Raw genomic sequence first — 15174 nt, 5'->3', positions numbered from 1 at the left:
GCTGGCGTCCTCTTGCTGGCGACCAGCCCGTCGTCTAGCCGTTCAGCGAAGCTGGGCCGCTGACGAACGGGCTCTTTCTGACATGGAATCGCAGCAGGCGGTCCGCATCTTTCGAAATACCGATCCTGACGCTTTCCCCTATTTCGTCGGGTTCATGATCATCGCGTGCCAGCCATAGCGGGCCTTTGCGGCAGAGATCGAGCCCGTCGAGCGAACGATCGATCCGCAACGCCTGGGCCAGCCTTCCCGGTCCTCGCGCAAGGTCGCGCAAGCGCTCGATGCCGCGATTGAGCCGCATGAGCGCAATGCCTTCGAGCGGTTCGAGCGCCCTGATGAGCACGCCGGTTCCGACCCCTGCCATCTCGCTCGAGACGTTGAGCATGTAGGAGATGCCGTAGGCGAGATAGACATAGGCGTGCCCAGCGTCGAGAAACAGCGAACGGTTGCGCGGGGTCATCCCCCGATAGCCGTGCCCGGCGGCGTCACCGGTCACATAGGCCTCGGTCTCGACGATGCGGCCGCTGGCGATGCCTTCGGGCAGTTCGCGCACCACGATCTTGCCGATGAGAGTGCGGGCAAGGGATGCTGTATCGTCGGGCAGCTCAGAACGCGTGAGCGGGCGGTAGATGACCATGTTCAGCCCGCCGACGATTTGGAGGCGGGCGAGGAGTGATCCAAGGCGAAACCTGCCTCAGATCCATGTCGGACCCCTTGGACATCTCGTCTCAAGCCGCCGCCATGATCCCGGCATAAGTGCCGAAATCGACATTGCCGCCGGACAGCACCACGGCAACGCATTTGCCGGACAGTTCGATCTCGCCCGACGACAGCGCCGCCAACGCCACGCAGCCGCCGGGCTCGACCACCAGCTTGAGATAGGCCATGGCGTCGCGCATCGCCTGTGCCGTCGCCTTGTCGGAGACGGCGATGCCGCCTGCCAGGTTCCTGCGGTTGATCTCGAAGGTGATCAGGCCGGGCTCCGCGGTCAGGATCGCGTCGCAGATCGACGCGTGGCCGGGTTCGTTCGACACCCTGGCGCCGGCGGCCAGCGACCGGCGGGTGTCGTCGAAATGCTCGGGCTCCACCGCCCAGACCGCAGTGTTGGGCGAGGCGTCCTTGACGGCAACCGAAATGCCGCTGGTCAGGCCGCCGCCGCCGCAGGGAATGACGACCGCGTCGAGGTCGACGCCAAGCGCTTTTGCCTGGCGCATCAATTCGAGGCCGATCGTGCCTTGGCCCGCAATGATGGCCGGGTCGTCGAAGGGTGGCACCAGCACCATGCCTCTTTCCACGTAAGGGCGAACCACGCTCATGCGGTCGTCGCGAAAGCGGTCGAACGGCACCACCTCCGCCCCCATCTTGCGGACGTTAGCGATCTTCATCGCCGGCGCGTCTGAAGGCATGGCGATGACCGCCTTGACGCCGAACATCGCGGCCGAAGCGGCGACACCCTGCGCATGATTGCCCGACGAGAAGGCGACGACGCCCTGGCTGCGTTCTTCGTCGCTCAGCGACGACAGCTTGTTGTAGGCACCACGGAACTTGAACGAGCCGGTACGCTGCAGCGTCTCCGGCTTGAACAGGATGCGGCCGCCGAAGCGCTTGTTCAGCTCCTGCGATTCGATCAACGGGGTTTCGACGATCAGGCCGGCGAGACGCGCGGCGGCGGCGTGGATGTCGGCGATGCCGGGAGGGGTGGTGGCGGTCATGTGAGGTCCAGTGGACAGGGGTCTTTCCATGATGCCCGCAAAGGGAGGCGGCGCACCATGGGAAAAATGTGACCGTTACAAGGTTTAGCGAGGCGGTCGCCAACGCCTCGGCTGCACGCCCCCCTCTGGCCTGCCGGACATCTCCCCACGGGTGGGGAGATCGGCTGAGTATCCGCTTTCGCCAATTTCCAACGTTGAAGAAGGGGCACACCTAATGAAGCTGACAATCTCCCCCTCGTAGGGGAGATGTCCGGTAGGACAGAGGGGGGCGCCGTCCCGCCGCCGTCTCACGAGTTTCACCCCAACAGCGTCCTCTGCCTCTTGCTCCCGCCCAGCTTGCGCCAGTTGTTGAAGCGGTGGCTGGCGGCGGCAAAGGATATCTTCATCTGCTGGGCGACCGAATAGCGCGACTTGCCCTCGTCGAACATGCGGTAGCAGCACTCGACGCCTTCCTCGGTCAGTTTGCCGTCCGGCGCCTTGTTGTGCGGATTGGCGGGGTCGAATTTCTCGACCTGCTGCTCGACCAGGCCTTTCAGGCGCTGCAGATCGGCTTCGATGCTGGCGATGAGATCGAGAACGGGCTTTGGGTCATAGGGATGCGGAGGCTGTTTTGCCGTCATCTGCGGGTTCCTTGTTCTGGCTGGGTTGAATTATATAGGTGAACATTCACTGATAATGAAGGGGTCGGCCCGGCATGCGAGCTTCAACAATTCTTGACCGCGACCCAAGCGCGCAATTGACCGGAGGCACCTTGAGCCCTAGTTTAGAATTATTCTAAACTAGGGTGAATTCCTCATGCTTTCCCGTGTTTTCGGCTTCGGCCGCCGCCCCTTCGAATCGCTTTCCGAACAGGAGATCCTGGCGCTGGCCATTTCGTCCGAGGAGGATGACGGTCGCATCTATCGGGCCTATGCCGACGGCCTGACGGAAAACTTCCCCCAATCGGCAAAAGTGTTCGAGGAGATGGCCGAGGAAGAGGATGGCCATCGCGATTCGCTGATCGAGCTTTTCCGCAAGCGTTTCGGCGAGCGCATTCCGCTGATCCGGCGCGAACATGTGAAGGGCTATTACGAGCGCAAGCCCGACTGGCTGGTCCGGCCGCTCGGCATCGAGCACGTGCGCAGCCAGGCCGAGGCGATGGAGCGGCAAGCCTACCTTTTCTATGTCGAGGCTGCCAAGCGCACGGCGGATGCCTCGACGCGAAAACTGCTCGACGATCTGGCGGTGGCCGAACTGGGCCATGAGACACTGGCGCAGCGGCTGGAGCAGAAACATGTGCCGGGCGAAGTGAAGGACGAAGAGACCGCCGCCGAGCAGCGCCAGTTCATCCTCACCTATGTGCAGCCAGGGCTGGCCGGGCTGATGGACGGATCGGTGTCCACACTGGCGCCGATCTTTGCTGCCGCCTTTGCCACGCATGACACCTGGCAGACGCTGCTGGTCGGGCTTGCCGCCTCGATCGGCGCCGGCATTTCGATGGGCTTTACCGAAGTCGCTTCAGACGACGGCAAGCTGTCGGGCCGCGGCTCGCCGCTCAAGCGCGGTCTGACCGTCGGCATCATGACGACGCTGGGCGGTCTCGGGCATGCACTCCCCTATCTCATTCCGCATTTCTGGACGGCGACCGGGGTTGCCGCGGTGGTGGTGTTCTTCGAATTGTGGGCGATCGCTTTTGTCCAGAACCGCTACATGCAGACGCCCTTCCTGCGCGCCGCCTTCCAGGTGGTGCTGGGCGGCGCCCTGGTGTTCGCGGCCGGCGTGCTGATCGGGAATGCGTGAGTAGCCTCACTCACCCATTCACCGCCCGACTGTCGGCCGGCGCCTCGTCCCTTTCCGTCAGCCCATAGTCCCTCACGACATGGGCGATGCGCAATCGGTAGCCGGCAAAGATGCCGCCGCGACCGGCCTTCTGCGCCTGCCGGTGTTCCTCGGTGTTGCGCCAGTCCTTCACGGCTTCCTCATCTCGCCAGAACGACAGCGACAGGATGCGGTTCGGATCGGCCAGACTCTGAAAACGCTCGATGGAGAGAAAGCCGTCAATGCCGTCGAGCAGCGGACGCAGGTCCGCGGCGATGCTCAGATAGGCATCGCGCCGACCCTCCGCCGGTTCGACCTCGAAGATGACGGCAATCACGGCAGCACCAGTTTCGCGTGCGGGCCTGAGGCCAGTTTCAGGAACATGCGATCCTCCTTCAGGATGAATCTCTCGCGTTTGGCGAACTCGTAGTTTGCCTTGCCGGCGGGATCGGCGGCAAGCCGGGCGCGATAGGCTTCGTAGGCGGCCAGGCTTTCGATGTTATAGGCCGCATAGGCGGTCGTCGCCGAGCCCTCATGCGGCGCGTAATAGCCGATCAGATCGGCGCCGCAGCGCGGAATGGCCTGGCCCCAGTTGCGCGCATACTCCTCGAAGGCCGCCTTGCCGAACGGGTCGATCTCGTAGCGGATGAAGCAGGTGATGGTCATTGTGGTCTCCTCGGCTTGCGTCGATAGTTTGAGCGGCATTGAAACGTCGTGCCGACTGGTCTGCTAGGGCTGCCAGAAGGACTTCGCGCATTCGCGGCGCACGTCTTGCGGCGTCAGGCCAAGGTCGCGCAGCTGATGGTCGTCGATCTCGGCAAGGTCGAGACGCTGGAGATGGCGGTCATACCAGCGGGCCAGCAGCCGCGAACGCAACCAGCTGACGAACGGGAAGAACCGACGGCTGTGGAGCGGGGCTGAGGGGAAAGCGGTTCGTGCGGCCATCGTCGTCTCCTTGATCTCACCGGAGAATAGTGATTATCTGACAAGAACGCTTCGATGAGGAACGAACTATGCGCGAAGGACCCGACATCGCCCGCATCGCCAGCCTGGTCGGCGACCCGGCACGCGCAAACATGCTAAATGCCCTGATGGGCGGCACGGCGCTGACGGCAAGCGAGCTGGCGCTCGAGGCAGGCGTCTCGCTGCCGACCGCCAGCTCGCACCTGGGCAAACTGATGGAAGGTGGGCTGCTCACGGTGGCGAGCCAGGGCCGGCATCGCTATTACGGCCTCGCCGGACCGCAGGTGGCGGGCATGATCGAAGCCATCACAGGCGTCGCGGAAGCCGTCGGTCCAAAGCGTGTGCGGCCGGGTCCGCGCGATGCAGCGATGCGCGTGGCGCGCGTCTGCTACGATCACCTCGCCGGCGAGCAGGCAGTGGCGATGCTCGACCGGCTCGTCGCCAAGAACGTACTGGTCCGCGACGAACAAGAGATCAGGCTCGGGCCATCGGCGGCTTCGCATTTCGCCGCGATCGGCATCGACGTCTACACCAAGCCGCGCCGGCCGGTATGCCGCGCCTGCCTCGACTGGAGCGTGCGCCGTTCGCACCTCGCCGGCACGCTGGGCGCCGCCATCCTCGACAAGATCCTTGCCGAGAAATGGGCGCGCCGCGAGAAGGACAGCCGCGCGGTGATTTTCTCGCTGCCGGGCAAGCAGGCTTTCGAGAAGGTGTTTCTGAGCTGAGGAGCCGACGCTGATTTCGTCACGCTGGCAGGCCAGAGGGGGCGCGAAGGATCGCTGCGCTGGCAAATTGCGCGAACTACCCCCGCTTCAACGCCTTCCCCTGCTTGAAAAATTCCCTCCACGGATCGGCTTTCGCCAGCTGCTTCAGCGTCGTCTTGTCGCCGATCGGGAAAGCGTTCGGCGGCAAGCCGGCCTCGATCTCTGGCCAGGTCACCGGCATCGACACGGTGGCGCCCTTCTTGGCGCGCGAGGAATAGGGCGCGACCGTCGTCGAGCCCCTGCCGTTGCGCAGATAGTCGACGAAGATCTTTCCCGTGCGCGCTTTTTTCGACAGCGTCGCCGTGTAGCGATCGGGGGCACCCTGCTCCAACGCGCGGGCAAAGTCATGGGCGAAGCCCTTCACCGCGTCCCATTCGGCAGACGGCTTCAGCGGCACCAGCACGTGATAGCCCTTGCCGCCCGAGGTCTTGACGAAATTCGGCAGCGACAGCTCGTCGAGCTTGCCTCTGATATCGAGCGCCGCCTCGCGCACCGCCTTCACGTCGACGCCTTCATCCGGGTCGAGATCGAAGATGATCTGGTCGGGCTTTTCGATCTCATCGATCGTGCACCCCCAGATGTGGATCTCGACCACGCCATACTGGACCAGTGCGGCAACACCATCGAAATCCCGGATGAACAGGATCTCCTCGCCGTCGGTCGGGTCCTTCATGCGCGCGATCTTGTCGCTCATGCCAGCCGAGGCATGTTTCTGGAAGAAACGCTGGCCGCCGACACCGTCCGGCGCCCGCACCAGGCTGAGCGGCCGGTTGACCACGAACTGTTCCATGCGCGGCCAAACCTGTGCGTAATGGTCGAGCAGGCCCTGCTTGGATATGTTTTCGTCCGGCCACAGCAGCTTGTCGGGATGCGAGAGTTTGACCGTGGTCGTCATCGACCCGGCGGCTTTGCCGCCTGATGCCGGCTTGGCCGTGCTCTTGCCTGTCGATGGCTTGCCTGTCGCCGCTTTGGGCTTTTCCTGCACGACTTCCTCCGCCGGCTTGTCCTCGCGCAACCCCTGGAACGAGGCGTGGCGTATTATACGGTCCGAGGTCCAGCTGCGAAACTCCACTTCGCCGACAAGTTCAGGCTTGACCCAGACCAGGCCCTTGCCCTTCGGCACGGCGGTGGAGAAGGGCGATGATTTTGCCGTCAACGCATCGAGTTTTGCCTTCAGCTCATTGGCGCCCTTGCCCGAAAAACCAGTGCCGACGCGGCCGGCATAATGCAGCTTGCCGCCCTCGTGGAAGCCGACCAGGATCGAGCGCAGTCCGCGCCCGGTCTTGTCCGACGGCAGGTAGCCGCCGATGACGAATTCCTGCCGCGCCGTGCATTTCGATTTGACCCAGGTCGGGCCGCGGCCGCTGCGGTAGGGTGCATCGGCACGCTTGGAGACGACGCCTTCCAGGCCCATGCGGCAGGCATGCTCCAGCATGATCTTGCCGGGTTCGGCGAAATGGTCGCTGAAGCGGACCGCCGCATTGTCGGACTGTTCGCCGAGCAGTTCCTGCAAGGCCTGCTTACGCTCGACCAGCGGCTCGCGCCGAAGATCCTGCCCATCGAGCCGCATCAGGTCGAACACGTAATAGATGAAGCGATTGGTCCGCTTCGCCGACAGGTCCTGCTGCAGCAGCGCGAAAGACGAGACGCCGCTGTCGGCCAACACCACCACCTCGCCATCGAGGATGGCATCGCTGCACTTCAGCCCGGCCAACTCCGCGACGATCTCGCCGCCGAATTTCTTCGTCCAGTCGAGGCCGGTGCGGGTCAGCAGCCGCACATCGGTGCCGGCGATCTGCGCCTGCATGCGATAGCCGTCGAACTTCACTTCGTGCAGCCAGTCCTTGCCCGGCGGCGCATCGCGCTCGAGCGTGGCCAGCTGCGGCTCGATAAAGTCGAGGCGTTTGCCGGCTTTTGTCTTGACGGCGGCCGGCTTGTTGGAATGCCAGACTTTCGGCTTCTCGCCCTTCGCGATCTTGCCCTCGCCGACCTCCTCGATCGTCAGGCCGGACTTCACCGATTCAGGCGCTTCCTTGAGGATGTCCTCGCCGGGACGCGCTGCGGCATCGTCCGACTTGATCAGCAGCCAGTTGTCGCGCTTTTCACCCGCACGCGGCTTCAGCCGCACCAGATGCCATGCCCCATGCAGCTTGTGTCCCCTGAGCTCGAAGCTGATATGGCCCTTTTTCATCGCCTTGGCCGGGTCGATCTCGGGAATCCAGGTGCCCTCGTCCCAAACGATAACCGAACCGCCGCCATATTCGCCCTTGGGAATGGTGCCTTCGAACGGCGCATAGTCGATCGGGTGATCCTCGACATGGACAGCCAGTCGCTTCTCATGCGGGTCGAGGCTCGGGCCGCGCGTCACCGCCCAACTCCACAGCACGCCATCATGCTCGAGCCGCAAGTCGTAATGCAACCGCGTCGCGGCATGCTTGTGGATGACGAAGATGCCGCCCGCGCCGCCCTGCTTGGTCCGGGCGACCTTGCCGGCCGGTTCGGCGGTTTTCTTGAAATCGCGCTTGGAATGATATTGTTCGAGGCTGGCCATTCGTTGGGGTTCCTCACGCCGATTTGCGTTTGGGCGCGCTGGCTTTCGACTTGGCGCGTTTGGCCGCTGGCTTGGCCTTCGCCGACGAAGATGTTTTCGATGACCCGGAGTCCGACAGGCTCTTCTTCAGCGCGTCGAACAGATTGACGACATTGGAAGGTTTGGGCGCCGCCTTAGCCTTCGGCGCCTTGTGGCCGGCCTTCTTGGCGCGGATCAGCTCCAGCAGCGCGTCCTCGTATTTGTCGTCGAATTTCGAGGGATCGAACTTCGTCTTCTTCTTGTCGATGATCAACTCGGCCAGATCGGTCATCTCCTGATCGGTCTTCACGGGCTCGATGTCGCCGAAGACGGTGTCCGGTTGACGTACCGTGTTGTCGTAGCGCAGCGTCGTCAGCACCATGCCCTTGCCGAGCGATTCGATCACCACCGGCCGTTCGCGTCGGTAGAGCACGATACGCGCCAGCCCGGCCATCTTCTTGCCCGCCATCGCATCGCGAATGACGGCGAACGCCTCTTCCGACACCTTGTCGGCGGGCGCCACATAGTAGGGCGTGTCGAGATAGATCTGCTGGATCGAAGCTTTGTCGACGAAACCGTCGAGCGCCATCGTGTGCGAGGATTCGATCTGCACCGCCTCGATCTCGTCTTCCTCGATATGGATGAAATTGCCATCGTCGAGTTCATAACCCTTGATCTCGTCATCCTCCTCCAACGGCTTGCCGGTTTCGGCATCGACATAGAGGCGCTTCACCGTGTTGCCGGTCTTGCGGTTGAGAATGCGAAACGAGACCCGCTCCGTATGGGTGACGACATTGGTCAGTTCGACGGCACAGGTGACCAGCGAAAGCTTCAGATAGCCTCTCCAGGCCGGACGCGGCGCCATGATATCTTCCCTTCAGAACCAGATGAAGGTGAGAACGGACAGATCGCGCTCCAGTTCCGCGCTCCCGCGCCGATCTGGATGCCAAGGGGCCGCCTGGTTGGTTCTGGCCGCCAGCACGGAAATTTCGCGGGCTCGGCAAAAGTTGAAACAGAACCGCGCGCAGGCGACATTCAAACGAAACATATGTGATGCAAAAGTCACATTGGCCGGAATGCCAACCAACTGCACGGAAAGACCCCGAATCAGCCGCATTCCAGCCACGAAGCAAGGCATTTTCGACCAGATATTAACATCACGTTCACCGACTATTCACGCCTCGACGCTATGATGACCGCAATTCGGAAGGGACATCCGAAAATCGGGACAGGGACAAGGTAATGAACTTCCTCGCGCACCTCATCGGCTATGCCGCCGCCATCCGCGAATTCGTCGCGCCGACCTACCGGCCCGAACGCTATTACATGCGCGGCCCCGGCCCGGCCTGCGCCCGTCGCGGCAACTCGCTGGGCGCGCACTGATCATGGCTTTCGAAAATCGCCACAACAGCCGGATCTGCAGGCCGGCCGCCTCCACCCGCGCCACCACCTATCGCGCCGAGCGTCCCGCTCTCGCCGACAGGCGCCGTGCGACATCGCCACGGCTTTGATACCATCGCTGGCCGGCTTAGTGTCATAGGACACGAGCAGCCGAGGCCAGCGTGACGGACCATCCTCAACCAGTTCGACCCCAGTCAACTCGTCCTTTCGAAACAGTTCTCGACTCACGCCATCCATTGATCGTTTTCGATGGCGTCTGCGTGCTCTGCTCCGGTTTCGTGCGCATGGTGGTCAGGCTCGACCGCCAAGGCCGTTTCCGCTTCGCCACCGCGCAGTCGCCCTTCGGTGAAGCGCTGTTCCGGAAGCATGGACTGCGCACCGACTCTTACGAAACCAATCTCGTCCTGATCGACGGCGTCGCCTTCACGCGGCTGGACAGTTTTGTCGCCGTCATGGCGGAACTCGGCTGGCCTTGGCGGGCGGCCAAGGCACTGTTGCTGTTGCCGCGCCCGCTGCGTGGTTGGCTCTATGATCGCATCGCCAGGAACCGCTACGCCCTGTTCGGCAGGAAGGACGCTTGCGACATTCCTTCTCCGGAGCTGCGCGAGCGGTTCCTTGGCTGAGGGTGTGGCTATGCGCTACCGCGGCTGGCTCGTGCCATCCGGCCGGCACGGCTCGAGCACGATCGGTCCGCCTGCCGTCCTCCCCAATTCCCGGCAGCCCTGAACCGTGCACAGTGTCCAGCCGTCGCTGGTTGCACCTGAAGCGGCGAGCACGACGCGCCGCTGCGGGCCGACATCAGGCGCATAGCTCCACCAACCCTCCTTCAGCACAGCGCCTTCCGGTGGCTCCATGCCGGCGCCCGAGCCCTCGATCCGGGCTTCGACCACCTGCAGGCCGGAGAACGTGACCTTCCAGTCTTCTTGCCAGCGCGTCCGTTCCACCGAATGCGTCCAGGACAGCGTGAAGGCGGCGACGGAGAGCGTTACCGTCTTGCCCGCGGCCAGGATGCACAGGCTCATGTTCTGACTGAAGCCTGCCGCGCGCGAAAACAGTGCCAGCCGATCCAGGCCAGCGCCAGCACCCAGCCGGCCTCGTCGGTGAGCGGCACCGCGGCGACCAGCAGCACGCCGGCCGCGAAGGCGACGAGCCGCTCCCACCACGCCATGCGGGTGACCAGAAAACCGACGGCGGCGGCACCCCACAGCACGATGCCCATGCACGCCTTGGCGACGATGTAGCCGACCTCGACGGGATAGCCGAACTGGGCGGCGATCGGACCTGCGTCCTGCAGCATCAGCGCCGGCGTGTAGACAGCCAGGAACGGCACGACGAAGCCGGCAATGGCCAGCTTGGTCGCCTGGATGCCGATTTTCAGGCCGCTTTCCCTGGCCATCGGTGCGGCGGCGAACGCCGCCAGCGCCACCGGGGGCGTCAAATCGGCCATGATGCCGAAATAGAACACGAACATGTGGCTGACCAGCAGCGGCACGCCAAGCTCGAGCAGCGCCGGCCCGGCCAGCGACGAGGTGATGATGTAGTTGGGAATGGTCGGAATGCCCATGCCCAGCACCAGGCAGGTGACCATGGTCAGCACCAGCGACAGGAACAAATTGTCCTCGCCGATCGAGATGATCCAGCCGATGAAGGTCGAGGCGATGCCGGTCAGCGTCAGCGTGCCGATGACGATGCCGACAATGGCGCAGGCAATGCCGACCGGCAGCGCGTTCTTGGCGCCTTCGGCGAGCGAGTCGACACAGATTTGCAACGTCTCGCGGCCGCCCTTGAACGTGAAGCAGGCGACGACCAGTGCGGCGATCACCAGGCCGAGGAGGTTGACGCCGAACTTCATGAACGAAGCGGCGGCAATCCCGAGCGCGATCCAGAAGACGATGCGGAAGGCCAGCGGCCCGATCGCTGCCGCCAACGGCGTGCCGAGGATGAGCACGATGGTCAGCGCCAGGCCCATCGTGCCGGCGAAGATCGGCGTATAGCCGGCAAACAGCAGGTAGATGAGCGCTGCCAGCGGCAGCACCAGCGGCCAGTGTTGCCGCACCGCGTCCCACGGATTGGGCAGCTCGGCCTTGGCCATGCCGTGCAGGCCCGCCTTGCCGGCTTCCAGATGCACCTGCCAGAAGCAGGCGCCGAAATAGAGCAGCGCCGGGATGATCGCCGCCTTGACCACTTCGGCATAAGGCACGTTCAGCGTCTCGGCCATGATGAAGGCGACCGCACCCATTACCGGCGGCATGATCTGGCCGCCCATCGAGGAGGTCGCCTCGACGGCGCCGGCAAAAGCCGAGCGGAAGCCGAAGCGCTTCATCAGCGGGATGGTGAACTGGCCGCTGGCCACCACATTGGCGACGCCCGAGCCGGAAATGGTGCCCATGAGCGCCGAGGACAGCACGCAGACCTGCGCCGGGCCGCCGCGCCACGAGCCGACCAGGCCAAGCGCGAAATCGTTGAACAGCGCGATCATGCCGGCGCGTTCTAGAAAGGCGGCAAAGACGACGAAGATGAAGATGTAGGCGGCCGAGACATAGATCGGCGTGCCGTAGATGCCTTCGGTGCCGTAGGCGAAGGTGTCGACGATCTGGGCGAAATCATAGCCGCGATGGATGAGCGGCGGCGGCAAATGGTTGCCGAAAAAGCAGTAGGCGAGAAAGATGAAAGCGATGACCGCCAGCGGCAGGCCCATCAGCCGCCGCGCTGCCTCGAAGACCAGCACCACCAGCACCGCGCCGACGACGAGGTCCGGCGTGGTCAGGAAGCCGGAGCGGCGGATCAGATCAGTGTAGAACAGCCAATTGTAGAGGCCGGTGCCGAAGCCGAGCGCCCCGAGCGTCCAGAACGCGGCTTTCGCCGGCATGCTCTTGGCGCGCAGATTGGCGATCAAGCCAAAGCCGAGCAGCAGCAGGAAGCCGACATGCATGGCCCTCACCACCTGGCTCGGAATGCTGCCATAGGCGGCGACATAGATCTGGAACACGGAAAAGGCGACGGCGATGAGAAAGGCGGCCTTGCCCGCAAGGCCGTCGCCGAAGCCCGGCGGCAGCCCTTCGACCTGTTCTTCGACGGCAGGCAGATGGAAGGTGGCGGATTTGCCGTCGGTTGATGTTCCAGACGTTGCTTCGGTCATCCGACGGACCCGCCCCTACTTCAACAAGCCCTTCTCCTTGTAGTACCGCTCGGCACCGGGGTGCAGCGGCACCGGCATGCCGTCGAGCGCCTTGGCCGGGTCGATCGCCTTGGCGGCGGCATGTGCCGCAGCCAGTTGGTCGAGATGGTCGAACATCAGCTTGGTCATCTGGTAGGCGGTCTCGTCGGAGACATCGGCGCGGGTGATGAGGAAATTGCCGACGGCGGCGGTGGCGACATCCTCGCTTTGGCCTTCATACGTGCCCTTGGGAATGACCACCGACAGATAGGGCGCGCCGATCTTGGCGACGTCCTCGGCCGGCACCGCCACGACATTGATCGGCACGGAGGTGGCGAGGTCGCGGATCGAGGCGACGCCGAGCCCGGCCGATTGCAGCGTGGCGTCGAGCTGCCGGTTCTTGATCAGCTCGACCGATTCGGCGAAGGGCAGATACTCGACCCGGCCGAGATCCTCATACTTCAACCCGGCGGCGGCGAAGATGGCGCGGGCATTGAGCTCGGTGCCGGAGGCCGGCGCGCCGACCGACAGGCTCTTGCCCTTGAGGTCGGCCAGCGTCTTGATGCCGGACTCCCGGCTGGCGACGATCTGGATGTAGTTGGGATAGATGGCTGCGATGCCGCGCAACTTATCGAGCTTGCCGGGGAAACCGGCCTCGGCATTGCCTTCGGCGGCCAGCTTCACGGAATCGCCCAGCGCAAACGCGATCTCGCCCTTGCCCTGCTGCAACAGATTGAGGTTTTCGACCGAAGCCTTTGTTGCCTGCACCTGGGTGCGGGCACCTTCGATGCCCTTGCCGTAGATTTCCGACAGTGCCACGCCGAGCGGATAATAGACGCCAGATGTGCCGCCGGTGAGCACGTTGATGAATTCCTGCGCCTTGGCGGAAACAGCGCCTAGGCCAAGCGACAGCGCCACGGCGCCGGCCGCAACAAGTTTCGTCCTGAAATGGAACATCTGATTTCCTCCCTGAAATAGCAGCCGCATCACCTCCCTGACGCGAACAGAAGCGAGTTTAGACAGCGAGATGGAAATGCCAACCCGCAATCCCATGCGTTAGACGAATGGTTGAGTGCGGGATGCACAGATGGCCGCTTGCGTGAAATGTCTTCGGAGCCGAAAGATTTTTCCAATGCCTGTCGAAATCGGCCAGGGCCGCGCGACATACGTCCGGCTCGCAAACGAAGCAGCCTTCGAAACAACGGGAGAAGACCATGCGATACATGCTTTTGATCTACGTCAATGAAGCCGCGATGGCGGCCGCGCCGACCGATAAGACCTACGAGATCAGCGCTGCCTATGGCGCGTATACCGATGCGTTGAAGAAGTCCGGCGCCTGGCTGGCCGGCGACCGGCTGAAGCCGACCCAGGCCGCCACTTCGGTGCGGATGGTCAATGGCAAGACCAACGTGCTCGATGGCCCCTATGCCGACACCAAGGAGCAGCTTGCGGGCTTCTACATGATCGAGGCCGAGGATGCCGATGCCGCTATCGCCTGGGCGGCGCGCTGCCCCGCGGCCAGCGCCGGCACGGTCGAGCTGCGGCCGATCTGGGAACAGACCATGTGATGGAAAGTGGCCTGGAGATCGCGCGGGCGGCAGCGGAAACCGCCGCCCGGCAAAGCTACGGCAAGCTTGTCGCCTGGCTCGCGGCCCGCACGCGCGACGTGGCCGCAGCCGAGGACGCGCTGGCCGATGCCTTTGCCGCCGCCCTCGAACGCTGGCCAAGAACCGGCGTACCCAAGAAGCCGGAAGCCTGGCTGCTGGCGGTGGCAAGGCGGCGCCGCGTCGATGCGGTGCGGCGCCGGCTGACCAGCGAGGCCGGCCGCGAGCATCTCAAGCTGATTGCCGAGGAAGCGGAGGCGCGCATGACCGACGAAGACCTGCCCGACGAGCGGCTGCGGCTGATGTTCGCCTGCGCCCATCCGGCGATCGAATCGAGCGTGCGTTCGCCGCTCATCCTGCAGACGGTGCTGGGGTTCGACGCCGCGACGATCGCTTCCGCCTTCCTGGTCTCGCCGGCAACGATGGGCCAGCGCCTGGTGCGAGCCAAGTCCCGCATCCGTGAAACCGGTATTCCGTTCCGCGTGCCGGAGCAGGCCGAACTCGGCGAACGGCTGGATGCGGTGCTGGAAGCGATCTACGCCGCCTTCGCCGAAGGCTGGTCCGACCCGGCGGGCACCGAGACGCGAAGGCGCAATCTGGCGACCGAAGGCATTTGGCTCGGCCGGCTGGTGGCTTCGCTGTTGCCGGAGGAGCCGGAGGCGCTGGGCCTCCTGTCGCTGATGCTGTTTGCTGAGTCGCGCCGCGCCGCACGGCGCAGCGCCGCCGGCGACTTCGTGCCGCTGGCGGAACAGGATTGCCTTCTATGGGACCGCGCCCTGATCGATGAGGCGGAGGCGCTGCTTTCCAACGCCGCGGCCAAGGGCATCATCGGCCGCTACCAGCTTGAGGCGGCCGTGCAGTCCGCGCATGCGGCACGACGGCTGACCGGCCGCACCGACTGGGCGGCGATCCGCGAGCTCTACGATGCGTTGCTTTCGATCGCAGGATCGCCGGTGGTGGCGATAAACCGCGCGGTGGCGATCGCCGAGGCCGAGGGCGCAGTGGCGGGATTGGCGGCCCTCTACGTGCTGGGCGACGACAAACGGCTTGATGACTATCAGCCCTATTGGGCCGCACGCGCCGGTCTCCTGGCCAGGCTTGGTCAGGAACCGCAAGCCTGCGAAGCCTATGACCGGGCGATCGGCCTCGAGCGCGACCCGGCGGTGCGCCGCTTCCTGCAGGAAAAGCGGGCAGTGCTCAGAAATTGAGC

At 64.1% G+C, this 15174-nt stretch carries 18 protein-coding genes; 6 read left to right on the top strand and 12 right to left on the bottom strand.

From position 1 onward, the window contains the following. Positions 1-34: 34 nt before the first annotated feature. From AC0NIL_RS04010 to AC0NIL_RS04000, 3 genes are all read right to left on the bottom strand, one after another. Complete coding sequence (locus AC0NIL_RS04010; protein WP_063173460.1) at positions 35-634, bottom strand: DNA-3-methyladenine glycosylase; 600 nt, start codon at positions 632-634, stop codon at positions 35-37. Positions 635-725: 91 nt separating this feature from the next. Beyond that, complete coding sequence (locus AC0NIL_RS04005; protein ID WP_027161221.1) at positions 726-1709, bottom strand: threonine/serine dehydratase; 984 nt, start codon at positions 1707-1709, stop codon at positions 726-728. A 296-nt stretch (positions 1710-2005) separates the two neighbouring features. After that, positions 2006-2329 (bottom strand): hypothetical protein, encoded by a 324-nt coding sequence (locus AC0NIL_RS04000; RefSeq protein WP_024502197.1) that lies wholly within the window; start codon positions 2327-2329, stop codon positions 2006-2008. A 175-nt stretch (positions 2330-2504) separates the two neighbouring features. Between AC0NIL_RS04000 and mbfA the strand changes: the two genes are divergently transcribed. Next, entirely contained in the window at positions 2505-3488 is a 984-nt protein-coding gene (gene mbfA, locus AC0NIL_RS03995) for an iron exporter MbfA (protein WP_013528652.1), read from the top strand. Between the two features lie 10 nt (positions 3489-3498). Here the strand turns inward: mbfA and AC0NIL_RS03990 are convergent, their stop codons facing one another. The 3 genes from AC0NIL_RS03990 to AC0NIL_RS03980 all read right to left on the bottom strand — a co-directional run bounded on the left by AC0NIL_RS03990 (position 3499) and on the right by AC0NIL_RS03980 (position 4451). Continuing rightward, the gene (locus tag AC0NIL_RS03990; RefSeq protein WP_013528651.1) at positions 3499-3843 is read right to left on the bottom strand and encodes an antibiotic biosynthesis monooxygenase family protein; all 345 of its coding nucleotides are present in this window, start codon (positions 3841-3843) and stop codon (positions 3499-3501) included. Next, on the bottom strand, positions 3840-4172 hold the full coding sequence (locus AC0NIL_RS03985; protein WP_013528650.1) for an NIPSNAP family protein: 333 nt from the start codon (positions 4170-4172) through the stop codon (positions 3840-3842). Before AC0NIL_RS03985 ends, AC0NIL_RS03990 begins: the two co-directional genes overlap by 4 nt. A gap of 63 nt (positions 4173-4235) precedes the next feature. Further along, on the bottom strand, positions 4236-4451 hold the full coding sequence (locus AC0NIL_RS03980; protein ID WP_027161220.1) for a DUF1127 domain-containing protein: 216 nt from the start codon (positions 4449-4451) through the stop codon (positions 4236-4238). Between the two features lie 68 nt (positions 4452-4519). Between AC0NIL_RS03980 and AC0NIL_RS03975 the strand changes: the two genes are divergently transcribed. After that, positions 4520-5194, top strand: a complete 675-nt coding sequence (locus AC0NIL_RS03975; RefSeq protein ID WP_013528648.1) for an ArsR/SmtB family transcription factor — start codon at positions 4520-4522, stop codon at positions 5192-5194. 76 nt (positions 5195-5270) lie between these two features. Here the strand turns inward: AC0NIL_RS03975 and ligD are convergent, their stop codons facing one another. From ligD to AC0NIL_RS03960, 3 genes are read right to left on the bottom strand one after another with little or no spacing between them, the layout of a single operon-like run. Beyond that, complete coding sequence (ligD, locus tag AC0NIL_RS03970) at positions 5271-7784, bottom strand: DNA ligase D (RefSeq protein ID WP_473572841.1); 2514 nt, start codon at positions 7782-7784, stop codon at positions 5271-5273. A 13-nt stretch (positions 7785-7797) separates the two neighbouring features. Next, positions 7798-8667, bottom strand: coding sequence for a non-homologous end joining protein Ku (gene ku, locus AC0NIL_RS03965; RefSeq protein WP_473572840.1), 870 nt, complete (start codon positions 8665-8667; stop codon positions 7798-7800). A 12-nt stretch (positions 8668-8679) separates the two neighbouring features. Next, entirely contained in the window at positions 8680-8895 is a 216-nt protein-coding gene (locus AC0NIL_RS03960; protein ID WP_127218916.1) for a hypothetical protein, read from the bottom strand. Positions 8896-9044: 149 nt separating this feature from the next. On the opposite strand from AC0NIL_RS03960, the gene AC0NIL_RS03955 reads away from it, so the two are divergent. Together AC0NIL_RS03955 and AC0NIL_RS03950 are read left to right on the top strand one after the other, a co-directional pair. Next, a complete protein-coding gene (locus AC0NIL_RS03955; protein WP_013528645.1) occupies positions 9045-9185 on the top strand; it encodes a hypothetical protein in 141 nt (46 codons plus the stop codon). Between the two features lie 179 nt (positions 9186-9364). After that, on the top strand, positions 9365-9826 hold the full coding sequence (locus tag AC0NIL_RS03950; protein WP_064992711.1) for a thiol-disulfide oxidoreductase DCC family protein: 462 nt from the start codon (positions 9365-9367) through the stop codon (positions 9824-9826). A 15-nt stretch (positions 9827-9841) separates the two neighbouring features. Here AC0NIL_RS03950 and AC0NIL_RS03945 read toward each other — a convergent pair whose 3' ends face one another. From AC0NIL_RS03945 to AC0NIL_RS03935, 3 genes are read right to left on the bottom strand one after another with little or no spacing between them, the layout of a single operon-like run. Continuing rightward, complete coding sequence (locus AC0NIL_RS03945; protein ID WP_064992712.1) at positions 9842-10225, bottom strand: DUF1850 domain-containing protein; 384 nt, start codon at positions 10223-10225, stop codon at positions 9842-9844. Continuing rightward, positions 10222-12342 carry a TRAP transporter permease gene (locus tag AC0NIL_RS03940; RefSeq protein WP_275953345.1) on the bottom strand — a complete coding sequence of 707 codons (2121 nt, stop codon included), beginning with the start codon at positions 12340-12342 and terminating at the stop codon, positions 10222-10224. The genes AC0NIL_RS03945 and AC0NIL_RS03940 overlap by 4 nt, the downstream gene beginning before the upstream one ends. A 15-nt stretch (positions 12343-12357) precedes the next feature. Then, on the bottom strand, positions 12358-13317 hold the full coding sequence (locus AC0NIL_RS03935; RefSeq protein ID WP_024502189.1) for a TAXI family TRAP transporter solute-binding subunit: 960 nt from the start codon (positions 13315-13317) through the stop codon (positions 12358-12360). A 257-nt stretch (positions 13318-13574) separates the two neighbouring features. Here AC0NIL_RS03935 and AC0NIL_RS03930 point away from each other — a divergent pair, with 257 nt between their 5' ends. Continuing rightward, positions 13575-13928: a YciI family protein gene (locus AC0NIL_RS03930; RefSeq protein WP_013528640.1), complete on the top strand. Its 354-nt coding sequence runs from the start codon at positions 13575-13577 to the stop codon at positions 13926-13928. Then, a complete protein-coding gene (locus AC0NIL_RS03925) occupies positions 13928-15172 on the top strand; it encodes an RNA polymerase sigma factor (protein WP_224619101.1) in 1245 nt (414 codons plus the stop codon). The genes AC0NIL_RS03930 and AC0NIL_RS03925 overlap by 1 nt, the downstream gene beginning before the upstream one ends. Positions 15173-15174: the final 2 nt, after the last annotated feature.

It is taken from the genome of Mesorhizobium sp. WSM1343 (assembly GCF_055901535.1).
This window is presented reverse-complemented; position numbering and strand designations above follow the sequence as displayed.